The organism is Roseisolibacter agri (genome assembly GCF_030159095.1).
GTDB lineage: Bacteria > Gemmatimonadota > Gemmatimonadetes > Gemmatimonadales > Gemmatimonadaceae > Roseisolibacter > Roseisolibacter agri.
This window is the reverse complement of the sequence record NZ_BRXS01000001.1, coordinates 627,602-649,873: the sequence shown is the minus strand read 5'-3', so window position 1 is coordinate 649,873 and position 22,272 is coordinate 627,602. Positions and strand designations below refer to the sequence as shown.

Below are 22,272 nucleotides of genomic sequence, written 5' to 3'. Positions count from 1 at the left end.
CGCGGCGTCGGCCGCGAGCGGGCGTCTCGGACGCACCGCCGTCACCGGCGTCGGTCGCGGCCGCCGAGCGCGGACGCACCCGGATGGCGGCGGAGGGACGTGCGGCACCGGAGCGAGACTTCTGCTTGCGGGCAGGGGACTTCTTGGCGGAGTTGCGTGGACGCACGGTCGGGTCCGGGGCAGGATGCGCGGGGCGGGAACGCCCGAGGCCGACCGCCTGGCGGGGCGGCCGGTAAGACGGAAGGCGGCGGGAAAGCTAAGCTCCCACCGAAACATGCGGCGCGATCCGGCCTCAGCAAGAAGAACGCCAGTCGAGGCCGCTTCAAACCGGGATCCGTCGCATTCAAAGGAACATGCGTGACCGCACGCCCGTGCCCAAGGTACCAGCAGCGAGAGCGTGCGTTCCGCATCCGGCGGCCGGCGCGCCACCCTCGGGGCGGCGCTGCCGCCCGTCGTCGCCCTGCCGCCGCGCGCAGGCGCCCGTGCAGGCAGCCGCCGCGTAGGGGGCGGGCTGCGCGGGGTTGCACCGCCGAAGGCCGACCCGAGGTGACCATGCGCTCCGCCTTCCGACCCCTTCCGTCCTGCCCGCTCGCGCTCGCGCTGCTCCTCGGCGCGGCCGCGTGCCGCGACGGCGAGGTGACGCCGCCCGACTCGCCGCCCACGAGCACCGTCTCCGGCTCGCCGCGCGACAGCACGCCGGCGGCGCCCGTGCCGAACGCGGTCGCCGGCATCCGCATCGCGCCGCGCGCGCTGGAGGTCGTGCCGGGCGCGCGCGCGGCGGTCAGCGTCCATCCCGTGAACGCGCAGGGGCTGCCGTCGCTCGCGTCGCTGGCGGGGCCGGTCCGGTGGCGCGTCTCGAACGTCGCGGTCGCGACCGTCAGCGACTCGGGCTTCGTGCACGGCGTCGCGGTGGGCAGCACGACGCTGTACGCGAGCGCGGGCGAGCTGCGCGACTCGATCGTCGTCACGGTCACGCCGGGCACGCCGCGTCCGCCCGTCGGCCCGGCGGTGGCACTGCGGCTCTTCCCGCGCACGCTGACCGCCGCGGTGGGCCGCGGCGCGTGGGTGCAGGCGCAGCTGGTGGACGCGAACGGCCAGCTGACGCCCACGCGCGGCCGGCAGGCCGAGTGGCACGTGCAGGACGCGGCGATCGCGCGGCTGACGTTCACGTCGGCGGCGAGCGACACGGCGATCCATGCCACGCTCACGGGCGTCGCGGCGGGCACGACGTGGCTGCACGTGGCGGTGGACGGGATGCGCGACTCGCTCGCGGTGACGGTGCTGCCGGCGCGCGACAGCATCCCGCGCACCGACACGCTGCCGCCCGCTCCGCCGCCCGCGCCCGTCGCGCGCTTCACGCTGACGACGATCGCGCTCGGCCCGGGCGCGCCGCCGGCCGCGGGGACGCGCGACACGGCCGTCAGCGTGCGGCTGCCGGGCGCGCAGGTGGAGCTGTTCCGCTACGAGCGCACGGCGTCCACCCAGCCCGCCGACTCCCTCGGCACGCGCGTGCTGGTCGGCACCGCGACGACGGACGCGCAGGGCGAGGCGCGGTTCGCCGATCTGCCGAGCGCGTTCTATCGCGTGCGCATCACGCCGCCCGCGGGATCGGGGCTCACGCCCGCGTTCACCGAGTTCGGCCCACCGCGCATCGCCGAGTACCGCATCGGACTGTTCCTGCCGCGACAGCCCTGAGGACGGCTCCGCGCGCCGGCCCCCTGCGGCTCTTGGGGGAATAACGGATGCTCCGGATCCCGACGGATTCTTCGGATCGCTCCGCGTCGTGCATGGGACGTCGCCGCCACGCGGAGCGATCCGAAGGATCCGCTCCGATCCGGAGCATCCGTATCCGCTCCAAAGGCCAAAGAGAGTCCGGCGCGTCGCTCAGGCGGGTCGCGTGTCCTGCGCCGCGTCCGCGGGGACGGTGCCGACCAGCACGCGCACCGGGATCCCGCCGTTGGTCGTGCGCAGCGCGGGCGACAGCGGCAGTCGCAGCTGCCGCTCCAGCGCCGGATCTGGACCGAGCAGCGCGACGCGCCACCCGGGTGCCACGACGCGCAGCACGTCGCCGAGCCGCGCCCACAGGTCGCGCAGCGCACCGCTCTCGCCGACGCGCTTGCCGTACGGCGGATTCGCCACCACCCAGCCCGGCTGCTCGTCCGAGAGCGCCAGCGACGACAGCGCGCGCTGCGTGAAGCGCACGTCCGCCGCCACGCCCGCCCGCACGGCGTTCTGCGCGGCGGCGGCGATCGCGCCCGCGTCGCGGTCGCTCCCCTCGATCGTCGACGGCGCGTGCGGCTTCGCGCGCGTGTCCGCGTCGGCCAGCAGCTTCGCCCAGCGCGCGGCGTCGAAGTTCGGCCACCGCTCGAACGCGAAGCGGCGATGGCGGCCCGGCGCCAGGTCGCGCGCGATCAGCGCCGCCTCGATCGGCAGCGTGCCCGAGCCGCAGAGCGGATCGACGAAGGGGGCCGAGCCGTCGTAGCCGGCGGCGAGCAGCATCGCGGCGGCGAGCGTCTCGCGCAGCGGCGCGCGCCCCACCGCCTGCCGGTAGCCGCGGCGGTGCAGCAGCGCGCCCGAGCTGTCGACGCTCACCGTGCACTCGTCGTGGAGGAAGCGCACGACGATCAGCGGCGCGAGCGCGTCGTCGCCGGCGTCGCTGCTCTCGCCCGCGTCCTGCTCATCCTCCGTCTCGGCCGCCGATGCGAAGCCGCCGCGCCCGCCCACGCGGTGCGCGATCGCGTCGGCCACGCGGCCGGCCACCGCGTCGGAGTGGTAGAGGCGCGACTTGCGGCAGGTCACGCGCAGCCGCGGCGTCACGTCGGCGGTCACGAACGTCTCCCACGCCAGCGCGCGCGCCTGCCGCTCCAGCTCGCGGAAGTCGGTCGCGCGGAACTGCCCCAGCCGCACGAGCACGCGGCTCGCGGTGCGCAGGCGCAGGTTCGCGCTCCAGACGCCGGTGTCGTGCGCGGCGAAGGCGACGCCGGCCTCCTCGACCGCGGTGGGGCGCAGGCCGATCGCGCGCAGCTCGTCGGCGACGAGCGGAGCGAGGCCGGGCGCGGCGACGGCGAAGGCGGCATGGGGGCGGGTCATGCGCGCAAGCTAACGCCCTCGCCGACGGGTCTCCGCTGCGGGCCAACCCGCGGCACGGATGGTACATTGGCGCCATGACCCCGTCCTCCGCCCCTCGCGCCGCCGGCGCCGCGCTGCTCGCCCTCGTGTTCGCCGGTTCGCTCGCCGCGTGCGCCGCGCCGCTGACGCTCGCGAAGGACGACGCGGCGACCGTGCTCGCCCGCCAGACGCTCACCGCGCCCGACCCCGGCGCGCGCGGCCCGCTGGCGGTGCGCACGCTCACCTACGGCAGCGGCACCGACCGCCGGCGCGCCGGCTTCCGCGATTCCGTGACGATGAAGACGCGCAGCGTCGACGCGTCGCCGTTCGTGTCGATGGAGCCCGCGATGGCGGCGTCGCGCAAGAAGTACTGGGGCTTCGACGCGAAGGCGTTCCCGATCAACGGGCGCGTGTGGTATCCCGAGGGCCCGGGTCCCTTCCCGCTCGTGCTGGTGGTGCACGGCAACCACGACCCCAAGGACTTCTCCGATCCCGGCTACGCCTACCTCGGCGAGCACCTCGCGTCGCGCGGCTACATCCTGGCGAGCGTCGACGAGAACTTCCTCAACGGCGCGCTGCGCAACGAGAACGACGCGCGCGGCTGGATGCTGCTGGAGCACCTGAAGGCGTGGCGCCGCTTCGCCGACAGCGTGGACAGCCCGCTGCGCGGCAAGGTCGACCTGCGCAACATCGCCCTCATGGGGCACTCGCGGGGCGGCGAGGCAGTCGCGGTGGCCGCGGCCTTCAACCGCCTCAGGCACTACCCCGACGACGCGACGGTCACCTTCGACTACGGCTTCGACATCAAGGCGCTGGTGGCGATCGCGCCCATCGACGGGCAGTACCGCCCCGCCGGCCAGCCGACGCCGCTGGAGAACGTGAGCTACCTGGTGGTGCACGGCTCGCACGACGGCGACGTGTCGTCGTACAGCGGGCTGCGGCAGTGGGACCGCGTGCGCTTCACCGACGGCGGGCCGTGGTTCAAGAGCGCGGTGTGGATGTACCGCGCCAACCACGGCCAGTGGAACACGAACTGGGGCAACAAGGACAACGGGAAGCTGAGCGCGCGCAACCTCGACCTGCGCGGCCTCATCGCGCCGGAGGCGCAGCGGCAGATGGCGCTGGTGTTCATGGGCGCCTTCCTCGACGCGTCGCTCAAGGGAAAGCGCGAGTACCTGCCGCTCTTCCGCGACCACCGCGCCGCGGGCCAGTGGCTGCCGAAGGCGATGTACCAGACGGCGTACGCCGACGCCTCGATGCACCCGATGACGGCGTTCGAGGGGCGGATCGACGTCACGCGCGGCGCGGCGCCGGGGATCACGCTGCGCGGCGACAGCCTCTCGACGTGGCGCGAGAACGAGGTGCCGATGCGCTGGCGCGACAACACCTACCGGATGTGGGGCGCGTGGCTGGGGTGGAACAACGCGCCCGCGCCGGCGCGCCGCCCCGCGGGCGACACGACGCGTGCCCGCTCGACCGCGATGCAGGCGGCCGTCTCGACGTCGGGCGCCGGCCGCGCGCGGCCCGATACCGCGAAGCCCTCGGGCGCGAAGCGCGCGCCCGCGACGCTCGAGGTCACGCTCCCCGACTCGCTGCGCCGCGCCTGGGGCGTGGGCGCGCAGTCGGCGGTGGTGCTGACGCTGGTGCCGACGCGCGACGTGCCGGGGCCGCGCAAGACGGCGCGCGACAGCACGCGCCGCGACACGACGTCCGCGCGCCAGGCCGCGCGCCGCGGGCCGACGCCGTTCGCGCGCCTCGCGAGCGTGGGCCGCGCGGTGGTGCGGCGCGTGCCGGGCCTCCGCCCGAAGGCGAAGGTGACGCCGCCCGACACGACCCCGCTCGACCTGACGGTGGAGCTGGTGGACGCCGCGGGCCACGTCGCGCCGCTGTCGCTCGCCGCCTACGGACCGGTGCGCCGGCCGCTCGAGATCCGCGTGCTGCGGCGCCCGGAGCGCGACCGCGAGAACTTCCGCACGACGTTCGAGCTCGTGCCGCAGACGTTCGTCATGCCCGTGCAGGACTTCGCGGCGGCGGCGCCGGGGTTCGATCCGGGTTCGGTCAGGGCGGTGCGCCTGAAGTTCGATCGCACGGAGAAGGGCACGGTGATCCTCACGTCGCTCGGGATCGGGGCTGCCAGGCCGTAGGCGTTTCGCAGGGTGGTTCGCGCGCGGCGGGGCGGCGGGCACGGGCTGCGGCTCCCACTGATCGCGGCCGCTGCGGAGCCACGGCACTGCGTGCCTGTCTCCTTGCTGCGATCAGAGGTCGCCTCCGCCCGCACCCGCCGTCCCGCCTCCACGCGTCGTCGCGGCGCCCTGTGGCTCGGCGCTCGGCGCTCGGCGCTCACCGTCCCCTTCGGCGTGGGCTGGACATGCGCACGCGCCGGTCGCGCCAGCTCGGAGCGCGGTGCCGCTCGCCACTGGAGCTATCGCACGCGCAGCCCGATCCGGTGCGCGTCCCGCGCCACGAACGGCTCGTACGCGTAGTCCAGCGACACGCGGTCGCGCGTGAGGCCGAAGCCCGCGGTCACGGGGCGCTCGCCGGGCGCGAGGGTGCGGCGGGCGCCGACGCGGGCGGTGATCGCGTAGCCCTGCAGCGGCACCAGCGACAGCTCGCCGCCGCCGGCGACGGCCACCTCGCCGCCGCGCAGCACCGACACCGCGGCGCTCGCGCCGACGTCGAGCCACGGGTTGAGCGGATAGCCGGCGCCCGAGAGGCCGAGCGTCACGCGCGTCGGCAGCGGGGCGCGGGCCCCGGCGAGCTGCAGCCCCGCGCCCAGGTGCTGCACCGCGAGGCCGACGACGACGTTGTCGAACAGGAAGCCCTTCGCGAGACCCACGTCCGCCGACACGGTGCCGTCGCGCGCCGCGCCCAGGCGCTCCTCCGCGTAGCGAAGCACAGCGCCCGCGCGCACGCCGAGCATCGGCCGCGCGTAGCCGATGCTGGCGGCGAGGCTGGACGCGGTGACGGGGCCGCGCGTCGGCAGCGCGCCGGTGGCGTCGCGCGTCGCGTCGGGAAGGCCGCCCGCCGTCGCGCCGTAGTCCAGGTACTGCACCGCGAGCCCGGTCGTGCCGCGCAGCGCGGACAGCGTGCTGGCGAGGACGCCCATGGTGCTCGCGGCGCCCCAGCGCTGGCCCTGCGCGCTCGCGCCGCGCGACCACGCGAGCAGCGCGGGGTTGTACAGCTGCGACTCGGCGTCCACGGCGACCGGCTGGCCGCCGCCCATCGCGAGCGCGCGCGTGCTCACGGGCAGGCGCAGGACGAGGGGCGCGCCGGTGTCCTGCGCGGCGGCCGCGGACGCGACGAGGGCGAGCGCGGCGACGGCCGCGGCGTGGCGCGGCGAGAGGTGGGCGGGCATGCGGGTAGGATGCGCCCGCGCGCGCGCGTCCGCTACGTCGCCCGTTACGCCGCGCGCTCCCGCAGCGGGCGCACCGCGGCGGCGCGGCGCTGCCACGCCCGCACGCCGCGCCAGGCGAACAGCGCCACGAACACCAGCGAGAACAGCAGCGGGTCGGTGATGTCCTTCTTCTGGCTCCAGAAGTAGTGCAGCATGCCGAGCGCCGCGACCGCGTAGGTCGCCTTGTGGAGCCGGTTCCAGCGCTTCCCGCCCAGGCGGCGGATCATCCCCTTCGTGCTGGTGAGCGCGAGCGGCACGAGCAGCAGCCACGCCACGAAGCCGACGACGAGGTACGGGCGCTTCACGATCTCCGTCGCGACCTCGCCGAGGTTCATCTCGAGGTCGAGCGCGTAGAACACCGCGAGGTGCGCGCTGGCGTAGAAGAACATGAAGAGGCCGAGCATGCGCCGGTACGGCGCGAGCCAGTTCCACCCGGTGAGCTGCCGCACCGGCGTCACCGCCAGCGTGAGCGCGAGGAAGCGGATCGCGGTCTCGCCGGTGGCGTGCTCGATCCCCTTCACGGGATCCTTGCCCAGATCGCTCGACCGGAAGTTCCAGGCGAGCCAGAGCTGCCAACCCAGGTAGAGGGCTGGCGCCGCGCTGGCGAGGAAGATCGCGAGCCAGACGAGCCGCTTGCGGAGCTTCGGCGCGAGCGCCGTCGTCGCCATCAGAAGTCCCGCCGCAGATCCATCCCGCTGTACAGCGACGCCACCTGCTCGCCGTAGCCGTTGAACGGGAGCGTGGGACGGCGGCGGAACTCGCCGATGCGCCGCTCGCGCGCCTGCGACCAGCGCGGATGGTCGACGGCCGGGTTCACGTTGGCGTAGAAGCCGTACTCGTTCGCCGCGGCGTCGTTCCACGTCGTGCGTGGCTGCTTGTCGGTGAGGCGGATCTTCACGATCGCCTTGATCCCCTTGAAGCCGTACTTCCACGGCACCACGAGCCGCAGCGGCGCGCCGTTCTGGTTCGGCAGCGCCTTCCCGTACATGCCGGTCGCGAGGAGCGTCAGCGGATGCTGCGCCTCGTCCAGCCGCAGCCCCTCCTTGTACGGCCACGGGAGCACGCCGCCGCGCTGCCCCGGCATCTGCTTCGGATCGTAGAGCGTCGTGAACTCGACGAAGCGCGCCGACGGCAGCGGCTCGACGCGCGCGAGCACGTCGCGCAGCGGCACGCCGAGCCACGGGATCACCATCGACCACGCCTCGACGCAGCGCATGCGGTAGACGCGCTCGATGGGCGTGAGGCCCTTCAGCAGGTCGTCGAGCGCGTACGTCGCCGGCCGCTTCACGAGCCCCTCGACGACGACGGACCAGGGCCGCGTGCGCAGCGCCCCCGCGTTCGCCGACGGGTCCTCCTTGTCGGTGCCGAACTCGTAGTAGTTGTTGTACGTCGTCGCCGTCTCGTACGGCGTGCGGTCGTCGGGGAGCGGCTGCGCGCCGCGCTCCACCTCCCCGTTCGCCTCGCGTACGTCGCCGGGCGCGCACGCGGAGAGCAGGCCGGGCGTCACTAGCCCCGTCGCGAGCCCGAGGCCGAGCGTGCCGGCCGCCCCCAGGAAGCGGCGCCGGTCGTGGTACACGCCCTCCGGGGTGATCTCGGCGGAGGGGATGTCGTCGGGGCGGCGGATGAGCATGACGGTCGGGGCGCGGGCGCGATTGTCGCGGAGACCGGCGCGGGATCCGGCCGGTCGGGAGACGACCTCCCCAAAGGTACAGGGTGAACCTCGTGCGGGTTCCCGGGTCTGAGAAGCTCACGGCGGCTCATGCAGGCACGGCCACGTCCTCGGCGGCCGGCCCACGCCCCATTCCGGAGGAGACCATGCGTCATCCCGCGCTCGCCGTGCTGTCCGCGCTGGCGGCGGCCGTGGCGCTGCCGGCCGCGGGTCCGGCGCGCCTGGCCGCGCAGCAGGGCACGCCGACTCCCGTCACGAAGGAGGCGCCGGCGGCGCCCACGACGCAGCCGCCGCTCACGCCCAACCCGCGGCTGCGCCCCCGCCCCGCCGCGCCGCTGCCACGTCGTCCGCTCCCCGACAGCGGCAGCCGACTGGCGCCGGCGCCCACGAGCGCCTCGGCGACTGGGCCGGCCGCGATCGACCCCGCGAAGCCGATCCCCGAGTTCGGCACGATGTGGACGTTCGACGCGCCGCCGCTCGCGTACTGGAAGGCGCGCTACGACTTCGCGCCCGACCAGGCGTGGCTCGACCACGTCCGCCTCTCGACGATGCGCATCCCGGGCTGCTCGTCGTCGATCGTCAGCGCCGACGGGCTGCTGATGACGAACCACCACTGCGGGCGCGCGTGGGTCACGCAGGTGTCGCCGAAGGACACCAACTACCACGCGACCGGCTGGGCCGCGCGCAGCAAGGCGGAGGAGAAGCGCGTCCCCGGCGCGTACGCCGAGCAGCTGCAGTCGATCGAGGACGTGACGGACCGCGTGCGCGCGGCCGTCACTGCCTCCGCGCCCGCGCGCCAGGTGGAGCAGCGCGACAGCGCGCTCGCGCGGCTGACGCGCGAGTGCCAGGAGCAGACGCGCCTCACCTGCCAGACGGTCAGCTTCTACCAGGGCGGCATGTACTCGCTGTACCGCTTCAAGCGCTACGACGACGTGCGGCTGGTGATGGTGCCCGAGGAGCAGATCGCGTTCTTCGGCGGCGATCCGGACAACTTCACGTATCCGCGCTGGAACCTCGACGTCACCTTCTTCCGCGTCTACGAGAACGGGCAGCCGCTGCGCACGCAGCACTTCCTGAAGTGGAACCCGCAGGGCGCGCAGGAGAACGACGTCGTGTTCGTCGTCGGCAATCCCGGGTCGACCGGGCGGCTGCTGACGATGGCGCAGATGGAGTACCTGCGCGACGTGCAGTATCCCGCGCAGCTGGCGGGCTACGAGCGGCAGATGGCGGCGCTGCGCGAGGTGATGAAGACGGCGACGCCGGAGCAGAAGCGCACGCTGGAGAACCAGCTCTTCTCGCTCGCCAACTCGCACAAGGCGGTGACGGGCTACCGCAGCGGGCTGCTCGACTCGACGATCATGGCGAGGAAGCGCGCGTTCGAGGCGGACTTCCGCGCCCGCATCGCGGCCGACGCGGCGCTGCGCGCGCGCTACGGCAGCGCGTGGGACGAGATCGCGCGCGCGCAGCAGGCGCGCGCACGGGTGTTCGACCGCGCGACGTACCACGGCTTCGGCGGCGGCTCGACGCTGCTCTCGGCCGCCGGCCACCTGGTGCGCATCCCCGCGGAGGCGAACCGGCCCGACTCGGCGCGGCTGGCGGCGTATCGCGGCGCGGCGCTCGAGCGGCTGCGTGCGCAGCTCGCGGGTCCGCTCCCCGTCGACAAAGCCGCGGAGAAGCTGTTCCTCGCCGCGCAGCTGGACGCGGCACGGAAGGCGCTGCCCGCCAACGATCCGTTCCTGGCGGCGGTGCTGCGCGGCCGCAGCCCCGAGGTCGCGGCCGAGGCGCTGGTGGACGGCACGCGGCTGGACGATCCGGCGGTGCGCAGGCAGCTGCTCGACGGCGGCGCGGCGGCGGTGGCGCAGTCCACGGATCCGCTCATCGTGGCCGCACGCGCGATCGACCCGCTGGCGCGGCGCGCGCTCGCCGAGACGACGCCGCTGGACGCCGCGATCTCGGCCAGCGCGGAGCGCATCGGGCAGGCGATCTACGCCGCGTACGGGAAGGCGCTGCCGCCGGACGCGACGTTCACGCTGCGCATCAGCGACGGCGTGGTGAAGGGCTACCCGAGCAACGGCACGCAGGCGCCGTGGAAGACGACGTTCTACGGGCTGTACGGCCGCGAGACCGCGTTCGACGGGCAGCCGCCGTTCGACCTCCCGCCGCGGTGGCGCGAGCGGAAGGACCGGCTGGACATGGCGACGCCGTTCAACTTCGTGTCGACCAACGACATCATCGGCGGCAACTCGGGGAGCCCGGTGATCGACCGCCAGGGGCGCGTGGTGGGGCTGATCTTCGACGGCAACATCGAGTCGCTGCCGAACCGGTTCATCTTCACGGACGCGGTGGCGCGCTCGGTGAGCGTGCACGCGCGCGCGCTGACGGAGGCGCTGCGGAAGATGTACGACGCGGTGTGGATCGCGGACGAGCTGGAGGGACGCACGACCGCGTCGCGCTGATCGATGCGCCGGATCCGGAACGGCGAACGGCTTCGACAGGATTGGACGGATTCGACGGACAAGAGCCGGATTACGCTCCGCGTGGTGCATGGGCCGTCGCCGCCAGAGGGGAGGTAATCCGGCTCTGGTCCGTTCAATCCGTTTGAATCCCGTCCGACGCCGTTCGGGTCCGGCGCGACGAGGGGCGGCACCGCGTCGCGCGGCACCGCCCCTCGTCCTAGTGCATCCGTCACGAACGATCAGCGCACGTCCGGCCGCCGGTCGTCGTAGCGGCGGTAGCGCACCTCGCGCCGGTCGTCGAGCGTGCGGTCGAGCGTGCGGTCGCCCGCATCGTCCAGGCGGCGCGACGCGTCCATCGGATCGAGCGTCCGGTCGGTCGCCCCCACGTCCGCCGGATCGTCGGCCGAGAGCGGGTGGCGCGAGACCACGCGGTCGAAGCCGATGCGCCCGCTGCCGTACTCCGGGCCGTAGACCTCGTCCGGGCGCCCGTAGTCGCGCGGCGTCGTGCCGCCCTCGTAGCGGACGCCGCCCACGGGCGTGCGGTCGTCCACCGTCGCCCCCTCGTCGATGCGCACGCGGCCGTCGAGCTCCCGCGGGTCGATCGCGCCGTCGGGATGCAGCGTGCTCGCGTCGTCGGTGCGCGCCACGCGGCGGTCGGCGTCCAGCCGCTCGCGCTCGTAGCGTTCCCGCTCCAGGCGCTCACGCTCGTGGCGCTCGCGATCGACGTCGGCCATCGCCGACGCCCCGGTCGTCATCGGCGGCACCGCGTCGCGGTCCAGCAGGCGGCGCGGCTCGTCGAGCCGGTCGCGGTCCGTGCGCGGGTCGACCGTGCGGCCCTCGACCGGGCGGCCTTCCATGATCGCGTCGATGCGGCGCGACTCCTCGAACGCCGGGCCCGAGCCGACCGCGCCCGCGGCAGCTCCCGCGGCGGCGCCCGCCGCCGCGGCGCCGAGCGTCCGGTCGTCGCGGCGCGGGGCGGCGTTCAGATCGGCGCGCGGCTCGACGCCGAAGCGCAGCTCCTCGTCGCCGCGGCGCAGCCGCCAGCCGGTGTCGCGGTCGACGCCGCGGTCGCCGTAGGCGCGCACGTAGTCGTCGTTGAAGCGGCGCACCTGGTCGTCGCTGATCGCGCCCGTGCGCGGCAGGCCGGGCAGCAGGTCGTCGCTCTGCTCCAGCTCCCGCGCGTCGAGCACGACGCGCTTCGCCGCGTGGTCGATCCACGCCGCGCGCACCGGCGCCAGCGTGTGCTGGTCGCCGCGCCGCAGGTCGATGTCGAGCATCACGACCTCGCGCGCCTCCACGTCCACCAGCAGGTCGCGCACCTTCCCCAGCTCGCGCCCCGTGGACGCGAACACCGTCCACCCGACGATGTCCGGCTCGCCGTCGGCGACCTTGAACTTGAGGTCACTGAGCCGCTTGAGCTCGCGCGCGCGGCGCGGGTCCGGCCCGACGCTCGCCTCGTCGCGCAGCCCGCGCGACGCGTGGTCCCGTGCCATGTCTCCTCCCGTGTATGGACGGCGCGTCAGGCGACGCGCATCAGGGTCGCCGGGCCGGCGACCGGCGCATCGGCCGGCGCGGCCGGCGGCAGGACCTGCTGCGGCAGCGCCGACGTCGCCGGGGTCGTCTCGACCTGGTTCACGCCATCGTTGTTCAGGTACCAGAACACCGCCGCCGCCACCGCGAGCGCGAGCAGCACCCACACCCAGGCCATGCTGCGCCGCTTCGGCTCCACGCGAATCTCCGCCATGATCCTCTCCTCGGTTCCGTCCCGGTCAGCGTCCGCTCCCGTCCCGCGGGAGGACGCGGTCCCGCGTCCGTGTCTGTGATCGAGCAGCGGGACACGCCAGTGCAACGCCGGGGCCAGCCCCGCGGCGCATCCGGAAGGCGGGACGCGTCGGAACGCCGTCCGTGCGCGCGGGTACGGCCGGAGTGCGCGGTGCTTAGGCCCCGCGCGCGGCGGCCCCGCGTCTTCCGGCGCGGCTGGGCCCGTCCGGTCCGATTCCTGCCCCTGGGCTCGTACATGACCCCGACGGACGCCCTGGCTCCGGCCATGCCTACTGGCCGTGAGCTGACGCGCGCGCGTGCGCGCAAGATCCTCGCCGATCGCTTCGGCTTCGACGACTTCCAGTACCGGCAGTACGAGCCGATCCAGACCGTGCTGCAGGGACGGGACACGCTCGTCGTGATGCCCACCGGCAGCGGCAAGTCGCTCGTCTACCAGTTCCCCGCGCTCGTGCTCGAGGGGCTGACGCTCGTCGTCAGCCCGCTGATCGCGCTCATGAAGGACCAGCAGGACAAGCTGGTGGCGCAGGGCGTCGACGCGCTCGCGTTCCACTCGCACCAGACGACGCGCGAGACGCGCGACACCGAGCGCGCGATCGCGGAGGGCGAGGGCGACATCCTCTACGTCACGCCGGAGCGCTTCAAGGACCGCGAGTTCTTCGAGATGCTCCTGCAGCGCAAGGTGAGCCTGTTCGTCGTCGACGAGGCGCACTGCGTCAGCCAGTGGGGCCACGACTTCCGGCCCGACTACCTCACCCTCGGCTCCGTCGTGAACCGGCTCGGCCGGCCGCCGGTGCTGGCGCTGACCGCGACCGCGACGGCGGAGGTGCGGGCGGACATCGTCCGGCAGCTCGGGATGCGCGACCCGCACGTGACGATCACCGGCTTCGCGCGCCCCAACCTGCGCTTCGAGGTGAAGCGCACGGTGAACGAGGTCGCGAAGGACGAGGCGCTGCGCAAGCTGCTGGAGCACACGCCGGGGACGGGCGTCATCTACGTGGCGACCATCCGCGAGGCCGAGCGGCTGCACGAGCAGCTGCGCGACCACTTCCACCGGAAGCTCGAGTTCGGGCTGTACCACGGCAAGCTGCCGCCGGTCGAGCGCAAGACGGCGCAGGACCGGTTCATGAACGACGAGCTGAAGGCGATCGTCGCGACGAACGCGTTCGGGCTGGGGATCGACAAGCCGGACATCCGCTTCGTCGTGCACTACAACTTCCCGGGCTCGATCGAGGCGTACTACCAGGAGGCGGGGCGCGCGGGGCGCGACGGCGAGCCGTCGACGTGCACGATGCTCTACCGCGTCGAGGACCGCCGCATCCAGAGCTACTTCCTCGGCGGCAAGTACCCGGAGGTGGAGGAGGCGGCGAAGGTGGCGCTGGTGCTCGAGACGTATCCCGAGCGCACGCCGGTGCACCTGGACGAGCTGGCGGAGCGCAGCGGCGTGCCGCGCCGGAAGGCGCGCATCACGCTGATGCTGCTGAAGCGGCACGGGCTGGTGCGCGAGCACCGCGGCGGCAACTGGGAGCGGCTGGCGGGGCGGCTCACGCAGGTGGACCTGAGCCACGACCTGACGGACTACGAGGAGCGCCGCGCGCGCGACCAGGCGAAGCTGCAGGCGGTGGTGGACTTCTCGCAGACGGCGCGCTGCCGGACGCGCTACATCCTCGAGTACTTCGGCGAGGAGGTGGAGGGCGACTGGCGCTGCGGGAACTGCGACGCGTGCGACGCGATGCTGCAGTGGGAGCGGCGGCAGGCGCGCGCCGACTGAGCGGAGGCTCGATCGGCGCGCACCCGACCGGCGGCCGTCACGACGCCCGCGTGAAGCCGGACGCGGCGAGCTGACGCTGCACGCGCCGCATGCGGTCGATGAAGAGGAACGCGGCGAGCAGCACGAGCGGCGTGCTGGCCAGGATCTGATTCGGACCGCCGCGCACGGAGGGCCAGGCGGCCAGCGTCGCGCAGAGCATCGCGAGGCTGAGCGCGTTGGTCCAACCGTCGTGTGGCGGCCGGGGAAGCCAGATCGGCGCCCGGCCGCCCGGCAGCGACTGCGTGACCAGGTAGGTCACGAGCGCGCCGCCCGCGCCGATGAACAGCGGCGCGCGTGCGAGCGGTGCGAGCGCGAGGACCCACCCCTCCGGGCCGAGCCAGCGCACCGCGCCCACCGCGGCACCGCATGCGCTGACGACGAGCGCGGCGAGACAGACCCACCAGTAGATGCCTCGGTTCATCGGAACCTCCCGCATTGATGCGTGGACCTGCGGTGCGCGTCGTCGCGCAGGGAGGAGGCGGCTCGCGGCGGCGTCATGCGATCCAGACGACCTTGCACCCGAGGAACTCGGTGTACATGTAGTCGCCCCACTCGTCGTAGTAGTCGATGTAGGTGCAGACCGTGGCCCAGTGCCCCGGGGCCGGCTCTCCGGTCTGACCACCACCGCCTCCGCCCGTAGCTGGCGCTTCCGGCTCGGTGCAGTCAAGAGCGAGGGGTGCCGCGGGGGGCAACGTCGGGTCGCGACGGGACGCTGGAGCGCCATCCGCCGTCCCCGCGCCATCCGCCGCGATGCCGGTGGTCGTGCAGCTGCACGGCTGCGGCGCGCTCGCCAGCAGCTTGCAGTCCAGATACGCGTCGAGCGCGATGAGCATCGTGGCGTACGCCCCAGTGGCGGCGGCGGCCGCGGTGATGCACGGCAAGCCCGTGATGACGGCGGGCGGCGTACAGGCCGCGATGGCTGATGCCGCGAGGCCGACGAACGACGTCGTCGCCCCGACGAGCGCGATCAGCTTCATCGCGCACGCCGCCTCCGCCTCCTCCTCCGTGGCGGTGCACGTCTCCTCCGCCGCGAACCGGAACGCGCCCGCGAGCTCCAGCCCCGCCAGCCCCACCGGTCCGAGCCCCACGCTCCACGGCGCCGCGACGCCCTCGCGCACCGCCGCGACCACCGGCGACGGCGGCACGTAGCCCGGCTTCGGGTTCGCGCAGCTCACGCGCGGCAGCACCTCGTCGCCCGCGGCGCGCGCCAGCGCCGACCGGTCGACCGCCAGCGTGCGCCGACTCCCGTCACCGACGGCCACGTCCTCCTGCGACACCAGCCGCCAGCTGCCGCGGTGGCGCGCCCACTCGGTGCTCGTGCGGCTCACCAGCCGTCCCGCCGACCAGACCTCGAGCGACGCCCAGGGCTCGTCGCCGCGGCCGCGTGCGATCACCGTCAGGTCGCCGACCTTCGACTCGCGCTGCCACGCCGCCGCGTTCGTGCACACCGCCGACGCGGTGCGCGCCGGGAGCTGGAGCACCACCGTCGGGACGAAGCTCGCCGCCGTCTCGGGCGTGAGCGTGTTCGGCGCCGTCCCGCGCAGCGTCACGACCCCCGCCCGACGCGAGAGCGCCGCCTCGGCCACCGACCACGACTCACGACGCTCCGTGCGCCCACGTCCCTTCGCGCCCTGCGCGGACGACGTCGTGCGACGCACCACCAGCGTGCCCGGCGCCGCCGGGGCCTCGTGCCGCACCGGCGCCGCGGCCACCCGTGCCGACGCCGGGCGCGCGACGGGCGCCGTCGACGGCTCGTCCGCGCACCCCGCCAGCACCGCGACGAGCGCGAGCCAGGCGCTCGCCGCCCGTGTGCCTGGCGGCACACTTCCGCTATCTCTCCCTGACATCTCGACCTCCGGGTCGCGCGTGGATGCAGCCACGCCACGTCCACGTGGGAGCGTCCGCCGGCTGCGGCTCCATGATCCGCCACCCGGCGCCGCACCCGATAACGCGCGCGACGCACCGCCACTCGGCCGAACGCGCCCCGAATCCCGACGCTGCCCGCATGACGCTCCGCCAGCTCCTCGCCCGCGAGTTCCTCGGCAACCCCGTCGGCGGCTGGGCCCTGGCCGCCGCGCTGCTGCTCGGCGTCTTCTTCGCGCTCGTGTTCGCGCGGCGCTTGGTCGTGCGCCGGTTGGAGCGGTCGGCCGCGGCGACCGAGACGATGGTCGACGACGTCGTGCTCGACGCGCTGCGCCGCACGCGCAAGTCGTTCCTGTTCGTCCTCGCGCTGGCCGCCGCGTCGTTCGCGCTGGAGATCCCGCCGGCGCAGCGCACGCTGATCGAGAAGCTGGCGAAGCTCGTCTTCCTGCTGCAGCTGGCCAGCTGGGGGAGCGGCGCGATCGCGTTCTGGCTGCTGCGCGTGACGCGCGCCCGCGCGGGGACCGACCGCGCCAGCGTGACGACGCTCAACGTCGTCGCCGTCATCCTGCGCATCGTCCTCTGGACGCTGCTCTTCCTGCTCGCGCTGCAGTCGTTCGGCGTCGACGTCACGGCGCTCATCACCGGCCTGGGCATCGCCGGCGTCGCCGTCGCGCTGGCCGTGCAGAACGTCCTCGGCGACGTGCTCGCGTCGCTGTCGATCGCGCTCGACAAGCCGTTCGTGATCGGCGACGCGATCACCGTCGACACCTTCCAGGGCACCGTCGAGCACATCGGGCTCAAGACGACGCGCATCCGCTCGATCACCGGCGAGCAGATCGTCGTCTCGAACGCGGAGCTGCTGAAGGCGCGCATCCGCAACTACCAGGGGCAGACGGAGCGGCGGGTGCTGTTCACGCTCCTCTTCCCGCTCGAGACCCCGCCCCAGTCGATGGCGCGCGTGCCCGAGATCGTGAAGGAGACGATCCTCGCCAACGCGCCCGTGCGCTTCGACCGCGCGCACTTCAGCGCCATCACCGACCAGGCGCTGGCGGTCGAGGCGGTGTACTTCGTCCTCGACGCGAACTACGTGCTCTACATGGACATCCAGCAGCGGATCAACCTCACGCTGCTGGAGCGGCTGGCGGCCGAGGGGATCCGGCTCGCGGTGCCGACGCGGTCGGTGGTCGTGAAGGGCGGCGCCGACGGCGAGGTGCAGGCCGCCGCCGGCGCCTGAGGGCGGCCAGGCCGCTCAGGACTCGTCGAGCTTCGCGTCGAGCTCGATCTCGACGTTCCCCATGAGCGCCGTCGAGACCGGGCAGCTGCTCTTGGTCGCCTCCGCGACGTCCTTGAAGGCATCGCGGTCGGCGCCGGGGACGCGCGCCGTGCAGTCGAGCTTCATGCGGGTGATCTTGAAGCCGTCGCCCACCTTCTCGATCGTGCACGCGGCCTTCGTCTCGATCTTCTCGGGCGTCATGCCCGCCTGCGCGAGCGCGAGGCTGAGCGCCATGCTGAAGCAGGCCGCGTCGGCGGCCGCGAGCAGCTCCTCGGGGTTGGTGCCGGGCGTGTCGCCGAAGCGCGTGCCGAAGGAGTACTCGCCGCCGACGGCGCCGCTCTCGCCGCTGAAGGTGCCCTTGCCGCTGCGGAGGTCGCCCGTCCAGGTCGCCGAGGCGTGACGCGTGGGCATGCCGTGATCTCCTTGCCGTGGTCGTGGTGATGGGGGTCGCGCTGCCGGCGCAAGAATGCGGCCGGCGCACCCCTCAGTCCAGCGTCTTGCTGAACCGCCGCACGCTCACCGCCAGGATCCCGACCGCGAACGCGGCCAGCACCGCCGCCTCGCGCCAGAGCGCCTCCAGCCCCACGCCGCGCAGCAGGATGCCGCGCAGGATGCGCAGGTAGTACGTCAGCGGCAGCGCCAGCCCCACCCAGCGCGCGACGTCCGGCATCGCCTCGCGCGGGAACATGAAGCCCGACAGCAGGATGTTGGGGAGCAGGAAGAAGAAGCCGACCTGCATCGCCTGCCCCTGCGTGCGCGCGAGCGTCGACACCACGAGCCCGAGCCCCAGGTTGGCGAGGATGAAGCCGAGCGTGAGCGCGTAGAGCAGCGCCAGCGAGCCGCGCACCGGCACGTCGAACAGCAGGTGCCCGAGCAGCAGCACGACGCTCATCTGCACGTAGCCCACGAGCACGAACGGCGCGACCTTGCCGAGCATCAGGCTCCCGCGGCCGATCGGCGTGACGATGAGCTGCTCCAGCGTCCCGCGCTCGCGCTCGCGCACGATCGCCATGCTCATGATGAGCAGCATGGTGAGCGAGAGCAGCACGCCCACGAGGCCCGGCGCGATGTAGATCGCGCTGCGCAGGCCGGGGTTGTACCAGGGGCGCACGCGCACGTCGAGCGCGGGCACGGCGGGGCGCCCCGCGCGCGCGGCGACGATCTCCGCGCCGTGCGCCGCGCCGACCAGCGCCGCGCCCGAGAGCGCGGCGCTCGACGCCATCGGATCTGCGGCGTCGACGATGACCTGCACCGGCGCCGGCCGGCCGCGCAGCAGGTCGCGCGCGTAGTCCGGCGGCACGACGACCGCCGCGCGCGCCCGCCCCGCGCCGATCGCCGCCGCGACGTCCGCGCGGCCGCGCGCCTGGAGCGCGACGTCGAAGGTGCCGCTCTGCACCAGCGCCTCGACCAGCGCGCGACTCTGCGCGGTGCGCGACTCGTCGAGGACCACCGTCGGCAGGTGGCGCACCTCGGTGCGGATCGCGTAGCCGAACAGCACGAGCTGGATCGCCGGCAGCCCGACCATCATGCCGAGCGTGAGCCGGTCGCGCCGCATCTGCACGAACTCCTTGCGCAGCATCGGCCAGAACGCCGACGCGGCGAGGCGCGCGCGGAGCGTCGCGATCACCGCGCCGCCTCCTCGCGCGCCAGCTCGCGCTCCTGCAGCAGCACGAAGACGTCCTCCACCGTCGCGAGCCCGAAGCGCGCGGTGATCTCGTCGCCCGTGCCGACCGCGATCAGCGCGCCGCGGGCCATGAACGCCAGCCGGTCGCAGCGCGCCGCCTCGTCCATGTAGTGCGTCGTCACGAGCACCGTCGTCCCCGCGGACGCCAGCTCGTGGATCGTCGCCCAGAAGCGCCGGCGCGCCGCGGGATCGACGCCGGCCGTCGGCTCGTCCAGGAACAGGAGGCGCGGGCGGTGCGCCGTCGCGCACGCGAGCGCGAGCCGCTGCTTCCATCCGCCGCTCAGCGTGCCGGCGAGCTGCCGCTCGCGCGCGCGCAGCCCGAGCCCGTCCAGCAGCTCGCCCACGCGTGCGGCGCGCACCGCGCCGCGCAGCCCGTACACGCTCGCGTAGAAGTCGAGGTTCTCCGCCACCGTAAGGTCGTCGTACAGCCCGAACTTCTGCGACATGTAGCCGATGACGCGCTTCACCGCCTCGGGCTCGCGCGCGACGTCATAGCTCGCGACGGTGGCGCTGCCCGCGGTCGGCGCGAGCAGCCCGCACAGCATGCGGATCGTCGTCGTCTTCCCCGAGCCGTTGGGACCGAGGAGGCCGAACACCTCGCCGCGCCGGACGTCGAGATCGAGCCCCTCGACCGCGACCAGCGCGCCGAACGTGCGCCGCAGCCCGCGCGTCTCGACGACCGCGTCGCCGCTCGTGCCGCTCACGGCGCGGCCGTGGCCGGAAAGGTCACGGTCACCGGCAGCCCCGCGCGCAGCGCGCCGGTGGTGTCGGCGATCGCCACCTTCACGCCGAACATCAGGTCCGCGCGCTCCTCCTCGGTGAGCGCGACGCGCGGCGTGAACTCGGCGCGATCGCGGATCGAGACCACGCGGCCGGGCACCGCGCGCGCCTGCCCGTCGGCGCGCACCTCGGCGGCCGCGCCGACGCGCAGCCGCGGCACGTCGGTCTGCGCGACGTACACGCGCACCCACGGCCGGCGCGGCTCGCCGAGCGTGATCGCCGGCATTCCGGCGGGGATGATCTCGCCCGGCTCGGCCGCGCGCACGAGCACCGTGCCGTCCACCGGCGCGAGCAGCGTGAGATCGCGCGCGGTGGCCTCCGTGCCCGACGCGACGGCGCGCGCGCCGGCCAGCTCCGCGCCCGCCGCACGCACGCGCTCCCGCCGCGGGCCCGCGCGGAGCAGCCGCAGGGTCGCCGCCGCCGCATCGCGCCGCGCGGCGGCCACGCGCGCGGTGGCGCGCGCCGCGTCGAGCACCTGCCGGCTCACGGTGCCCGCCTCCGCGAGTGGGGCGAGCCGCGCCGAATCCGAGGCCGCACGCGTCGCCTCGGCCGACGCGGCGCGCAGGTCGGCCTCCGCGCGCGCCAGCTCGGCCGCCCGCGCCCCGGCTTCCAGCTCCGCGAGCTGCGCGCGCGACGCGGCCACGCGCGCCTCGCTCTGCTGCAGCGCGGCGTCGAGCGCCGGCTGCTCCAGCACCGCCAGCGTGTCGCCCATGCGGACGCGCGCGCCCTCCTCCACCAGCACGCGCGCGACGCGGCCCGCGGCGAGCGGCGCGACCTCCACCTCGGTCCACTCGACCGTCCCGCTGGCGACGATCGGCCCCGGCGCGCCGTCGCGGCGACAGCCGGCCATCAACGACACGACCAGCGGCACTGCGAGTGACCAGCGGCGTCGCATGCGATCCTCGGCGGTGGGATGCGAGGAACTTCCGAGGCGCGGGGGCCGGCGTCAATCGTGGCGGGCGGATGCCGGAGCCCCCACGGCGGTGCTGCGTGCTGCGTGCTGCGTGCTGCGTGGTCCGCCTCATTGGGCCGGACCCTTCTGCCTATTGGGGAGGACGCGGATGCTTCGGATGCAGCGGATGCTTCGGATCGCTCCCCGTGGCGGCGAGGTCCCATGCACCACGAGGAGCGATCCGAAGGATCCGTTCCGATCCGGAGCATCCGTATCCTCCCCAACAGGCACCATCTCCGCGGCGCGCCAAAGCGTCCCGAGGCCCTGCACGCAGCGCGCAGCACGCAGCACGCAGCCGCCGACCAAGGTTGCAGCCTCGATGGCACGCGCGTCGTGCGCCCGGGTGGAACGGCCGTTGCCCATGTCCCCCGCCCCGGCACGACCTGATTGACAACCGACGACGTGGAGGCGGCGCGCATGGAGCGCTCCCTGTGGAATCATGCGCGCACCACGCGTGCGCGGACGGCATGCATGTCATGGATGGCGGCGGCGCTGACGGCGGCCTGCGCGCTGGCGCCCGCGCGCGCGCTCCCCGCGCAGGCGCTCGACGCGAGCGCGATCGGCGGCGGCGCCGCGACGGCGACGCTGCGCGCGCCGCTCGGCGCCACGAGCGCGCCCGAGGAGCTGCTGCAGCTCCAGACGCTGCTCGACGCCGCGGGCTTCGCGCCGGGCTCCATCACTGCCAAGTGGGGCGACAACACCCGCTTCGCCGTGCGCGCCTTCCGCGCGGCGCAGGGGCTCTCGCCCGCCGACGAGATCGACGCCGACGCGTACGCGCGCCTCGCGGAGGCGGCCGGCGCGCGCGAGCCGCTCACGTCGTACACGCTCACCGCCGCCGACGTCCGCGGCCCGTATCGCAAGCTGCCCGCGGGCACGTACGCGAAGGCGCGGCTCGACTGCCTGTGCTACCAGTCGCTGCTGGAGATGCTCGGCGAACGGTTCCACGTCGCGCCCGACGTGCTGCGGCGCCTCAATCCCGATGTGAGCTTCGCGAGCGCGGCGGCCGGCACCCAGATCGTCGTGCCCAACGTCGCCCGTCGCTCGCCCGCCGAGGTCGCGCCGCGGCTCGCGCGCATGGTCGTCGACCGCCGCGAGGGCTCGCTGCGCGGCGAGGACGCCGCCGGCCGCACGCTCTTCTGGATGCCCGTGAGCGTCGGCAGCCCCGAGGAGCCGTCGCCGAGCGGGCGGCTGAAGGTCGTGAGCATCACGCGCGACCCGCACTACCACTTCAACCCGCGCGTCCTCGGCGACGTCCCCGATTCGCGGCCCGACGCCCACCTGCCGCCCGGCCCCAACTCGCCCGTCGGCGTGCTCTGGATGCAGCTCTCCAAGGCGCACGTCGGCATCCACGGCACGGCGGAGCCGGAGCTGGTGGGTCCGGGCATGTCGCACGGCTGCGTGCGCGTGACCAACTGGGACGCGCGCTGGCTGGCGTCGGTCGCACGGCCTGGGCTGGAGGTGCACTTCCTGTGACGGCGCTTGACCGGGACGCGGCGACCGTCTT

Annotated in this window: 18 protein-coding genes; 6 read left to right on the top strand and 12 right to left on the bottom strand. The window is 74.4% G+C overall.

Annotated features, from left to right (window positions below):
- The first annotated feature begins 552 nt into the window (after window positions 1–552).
- A complete protein-coding gene (locus tag rosag_RS02615) occupies window positions 553–1,695 on the top strand; it encodes an Ig-like domain-containing protein (protein ID WP_284348461.1) in 1,143 nt (380 codons plus the stop codon).
- Window positions 1,696–1,884: 189 nt separating this feature from the next.
- Here rosag_RS02615 and rosag_RS02610 read toward each other — a convergent pair whose 3' ends face one another.
- Window positions 1,885–3,090 (bottom strand): THUMP domain-containing class I SAM-dependent RNA methyltransferase, encoded by a 1,206-nt coding sequence (locus tag rosag_RS02610; RefSeq protein ID WP_284348460.1) that lies wholly within the window; start codon window positions 3,088–3,090, stop codon window positions 1,885–1,887.
- A gap of 74 nt (window positions 3,091–3,164) precedes the next feature.
- On the opposite strand from rosag_RS02610, the gene rosag_RS02605 reads away from it, so the two are divergent.
- On the top strand, window positions 3,165–5,252 hold the full coding sequence (locus tag rosag_RS02605) for a poly(ethylene terephthalate) hydrolase family protein (RefSeq protein ID WP_284348459.1): 2,088 nt from the start codon (window positions 3,165–3,167) through the stop codon (window positions 5,250–5,252).
- Window positions 5,253–5,530: 278 nt separating this feature from the next.
- On the opposite strand, the gene rosag_RS02600 is transcribed toward rosag_RS02605, so the two are convergent.
- The 3 genes from rosag_RS02600 to msrP are packed head-to-tail and all read right to left on the bottom strand — an operon-like array spanning window position 5,531 to window position 8,132.
- A complete protein-coding gene (locus rosag_RS02600; RefSeq protein ID WP_284348458.1) occupies window positions 5,531–6,463 on the bottom strand; it encodes a PorV/PorQ family protein in 933 nt (310 codons plus the stop codon).
- 44 nt (window positions 6,464–6,507) lie between these two features.
- Complete coding sequence (locus rosag_RS02595; protein ID WP_284348457.1) at window positions 6,508–7,170, bottom strand: protein-methionine-sulfoxide reductase heme-binding subunit MsrQ; 663 nt, start codon at window positions 7,168–7,170, stop codon at window positions 6,508–6,510.
- A complete protein-coding gene (gene msrP, locus rosag_RS02590) occupies window positions 7,170–8,132 on the bottom strand; it encodes a protein-methionine-sulfoxide reductase catalytic subunit MsrP (RefSeq protein ID WP_284348456.1) in 963 nt (320 codons plus the stop codon). The genes rosag_RS02595 and msrP overlap by 1 nt, the downstream gene beginning before the upstream one ends.
- Window positions 8,133–8,317: 185 nt before the next feature.
- Here msrP and rosag_RS02585 point away from each other — a divergent pair, with 185 nt between their 5' ends.
- Window positions 8,318–10,627, top strand: a complete 2,310-nt coding sequence (locus tag rosag_RS02585; protein WP_284348455.1) for a S46 family peptidase — start codon at window positions 8,318–8,320, stop codon at window positions 10,625–10,627.
- Window positions 10,628–10,866: 239 nt separating this feature from the next.
- Here the strand turns inward: rosag_RS02585 and rosag_RS02580 are convergent, their stop codons facing one another.
- Together rosag_RS02580 and rosag_RS02575 are read right to left on the bottom strand one after the other, a co-directional pair.
- Window positions 10,867–12,120, bottom strand: coding sequence for a PRC-barrel domain-containing protein (locus rosag_RS02580; protein WP_284348454.1), 1,254 nt, complete (start codon window positions 12,118–12,120; stop codon window positions 10,867–10,869).
- Between the two features lie 26 nt (window positions 12,121–12,146).
- A complete protein-coding gene (locus rosag_RS02575; protein ID WP_284348453.1) occupies window positions 12,147–12,371 on the bottom strand; it encodes a hypothetical protein in 225 nt (74 codons plus the stop codon).
- 303 nt (window positions 12,372–12,674) lie between these two features.
- Here rosag_RS02575 and rosag_RS02570 point away from each other — a divergent pair, with 303 nt between their 5' ends.
- A complete protein-coding gene (locus rosag_RS02570; RefSeq protein WP_284348452.1) occupies window positions 12,675–14,177 on the top strand; it encodes a RecQ family ATP-dependent DNA helicase in 1,503 nt (500 codons plus the stop codon).
- Between the two features lie 37 nt (window positions 14,178–14,214).
- On the opposite strand, the gene rosag_RS02565 is transcribed toward rosag_RS02570, so the two are convergent.
- Entirely contained in the window at window positions 14,215–14,637 is a 423-nt protein-coding gene (locus rosag_RS02565; RefSeq protein ID WP_284348451.1) for a hypothetical protein, read from the bottom strand.
- A 73-nt stretch (window positions 14,638–14,710) separates the two neighbouring features.
- Window positions 14,711–16,039, bottom strand: a complete 1,329-nt coding sequence (locus rosag_RS02560) for a hypothetical protein (protein WP_284348450.1) — start codon at window positions 16,037–16,039, stop codon at window positions 14,711–14,713.
- 182 nt (window positions 16,040–16,221) lie between these two features.
- Between rosag_RS02560 and rosag_RS02555 the strand changes: the two genes are divergently transcribed.
- Window positions 16,222–17,313, top strand: a complete 1,092-nt coding sequence (locus tag rosag_RS02555) for a mechanosensitive ion channel family protein (RefSeq protein ID WP_284348449.1) — start codon at window positions 16,222–16,224, stop codon at window positions 17,311–17,313.
- Between the two features lie 15 nt (window positions 17,314–17,328).
- Here the strand turns inward: rosag_RS02555 and rosag_RS02550 are convergent, their stop codons facing one another.
- The 4 genes from rosag_RS02550 to rosag_RS02535 form a co-directional block, all read right to left on the bottom strand.
- On the bottom strand, window positions 17,329–17,763 hold the full coding sequence (locus rosag_RS02550; protein WP_284348448.1) for an OsmC family peroxiredoxin: 435 nt from the start codon (window positions 17,761–17,763) through the stop codon (window positions 17,329–17,331).
- 73 nt (window positions 17,764–17,836) lie between these two features.
- Window positions 17,837–18,979 (bottom strand): ABC transporter permease, encoded by a 1,143-nt coding sequence (locus rosag_RS02545; RefSeq protein ID WP_284348447.1) that lies wholly within the window; start codon window positions 18,977–18,979, stop codon window positions 17,837–17,839.
- The gene (locus rosag_RS02540; protein ID WP_284348446.1) at window positions 18,976–19,740 is read right to left on the bottom strand and encodes an ABC transporter ATP-binding protein; all 765 of its coding nucleotides are present in this window, start codon (window positions 19,738–19,740) and stop codon (window positions 18,976–18,978) included. The genes rosag_RS02545 and rosag_RS02540 overlap by 4 nt, the downstream gene beginning before the upstream one ends.
- Entirely contained in the window at window positions 19,737–20,711 is a 975-nt protein-coding gene (locus rosag_RS02535; protein ID WP_284348445.1) for an HlyD family secretion protein, read from the bottom strand. Before rosag_RS02535 ends, rosag_RS02540 begins: the two co-directional genes overlap by 4 nt.
- Before the next feature lie 528 nt (window positions 20,712–21,239).
- On the opposite strand from rosag_RS02535, the gene rosag_RS02530 reads away from it, so the two are divergent.
- The gene (locus rosag_RS02530) at window positions 21,240–22,241 is read left to right on the top strand and encodes a L,D-transpeptidase family protein (protein WP_284348444.1); all 1,002 of its coding nucleotides are present in this window, start codon (window positions 21,240–21,242) and stop codon (window positions 22,239–22,241) included.
- Window positions 22,242–22,272: the final 31 nt, after the last annotated feature.

Excerpts from the sequence above, each read along its gene's own strand:
- rosag_RS02600 (WP_284348458.1), bottom strand. The coding sequence starts at position 6,463 with ATGCCCGCCCACCTCTCGCCGCGCCACGCCGCGGCCGTCGCCGCGCTC.
- rosag_RS02565 (WP_284348451.1), bottom strand. The coding sequence starts at position 14,637 with ATGAACCGAGGCATCTACTGGTGGGTCTGTCTCGCCGCGCTCGTCGTC.
- rosag_RS02575 (WP_284348453.1), bottom strand. The coding sequence starts at position 12,371 with ATGGCGGAGATTCGCGTGGAGCCGAAGCGGCGCAGCATGGCCTGGGTG.
- rosag_RS02580 (WP_284348454.1), bottom strand. The coding sequence starts at position 12,120 with ATGGCACGGGACCACGCGTCGCGCGGGCTGCGCGACGAGGCGAGCGTC.
- rosag_RS02610 (WP_284348460.1), bottom strand. The coding sequence starts at position 3,090 with ATGACCCGCCCCCATGCCGCCTTCGCCGTCGCCGCGCCCGGCCTCGCT.
- rosag_RS02585 (WP_284348455.1), top strand. The coding sequence starts at position 8,318 with ATGCGTCATCCCGCGCTCGCCGTGCTGTCCGCGCTGGCGGCGGCCGTG.
- rosag_RS02535 (WP_284348445.1), bottom strand. The coding sequence starts at position 20,711 with ATGCGACGCCGCTGGTCACTCGCAGTGCCGCTGGTCGTGTCGTTGATG.
- rosag_RS02555 (WP_284348449.1), top strand. The coding sequence starts at position 16,222 with ATGACGCTCCGCCAGCTCCTCGCCCGCGAGTTCCTCGGCAACCCCGTC.
- rosag_RS02595 (WP_284348457.1), bottom strand. The coding sequence starts at position 7,170 with ATGGCGACGACGGCGCTCGCGCCGAAGCTCCGCAAGCGGCTCGTCTGG.
- rosag_RS02605 (WP_284348459.1), top strand. The coding sequence starts at position 3,165 with ATGACCCCGTCCTCCGCCCCTCGCGCCGCCGGCGCCGCGCTGCTCGCC.
- msrP (WP_284348456.1), bottom strand. The coding sequence starts at position 8,132 with ATGCTCATCCGCCGCCCCGACGACATCCCCTCCGCCGAGATCACCCCG.
- rosag_RS02530 (WP_284348444.1), top strand. The coding sequence starts at position 21,240 with ATGTCATGGATGGCGGCGGCGCTGACGGCGGCCTGCGCGCTGGCGCCC.
- rosag_RS02615 (WP_284348461.1), top strand. The coding sequence starts at position 553 with ATGCGCTCCGCCTTCCGACCCCTTCCGTCCTGCCCGCTCGCGCTCGCG.
- rosag_RS02550 (WP_284348448.1), bottom strand. The coding sequence starts at position 17,763 with ATGCCCACGCGTCACGCCTCGGCGACCTGGACGGGCGACCTCCGCAGC.
- rosag_RS02570 (WP_284348452.1), top strand. The coding sequence starts at position 12,675 with ATGCCTACTGGCCGTGAGCTGACGCGCGCGCGTGCGCGCAAGATCCTC.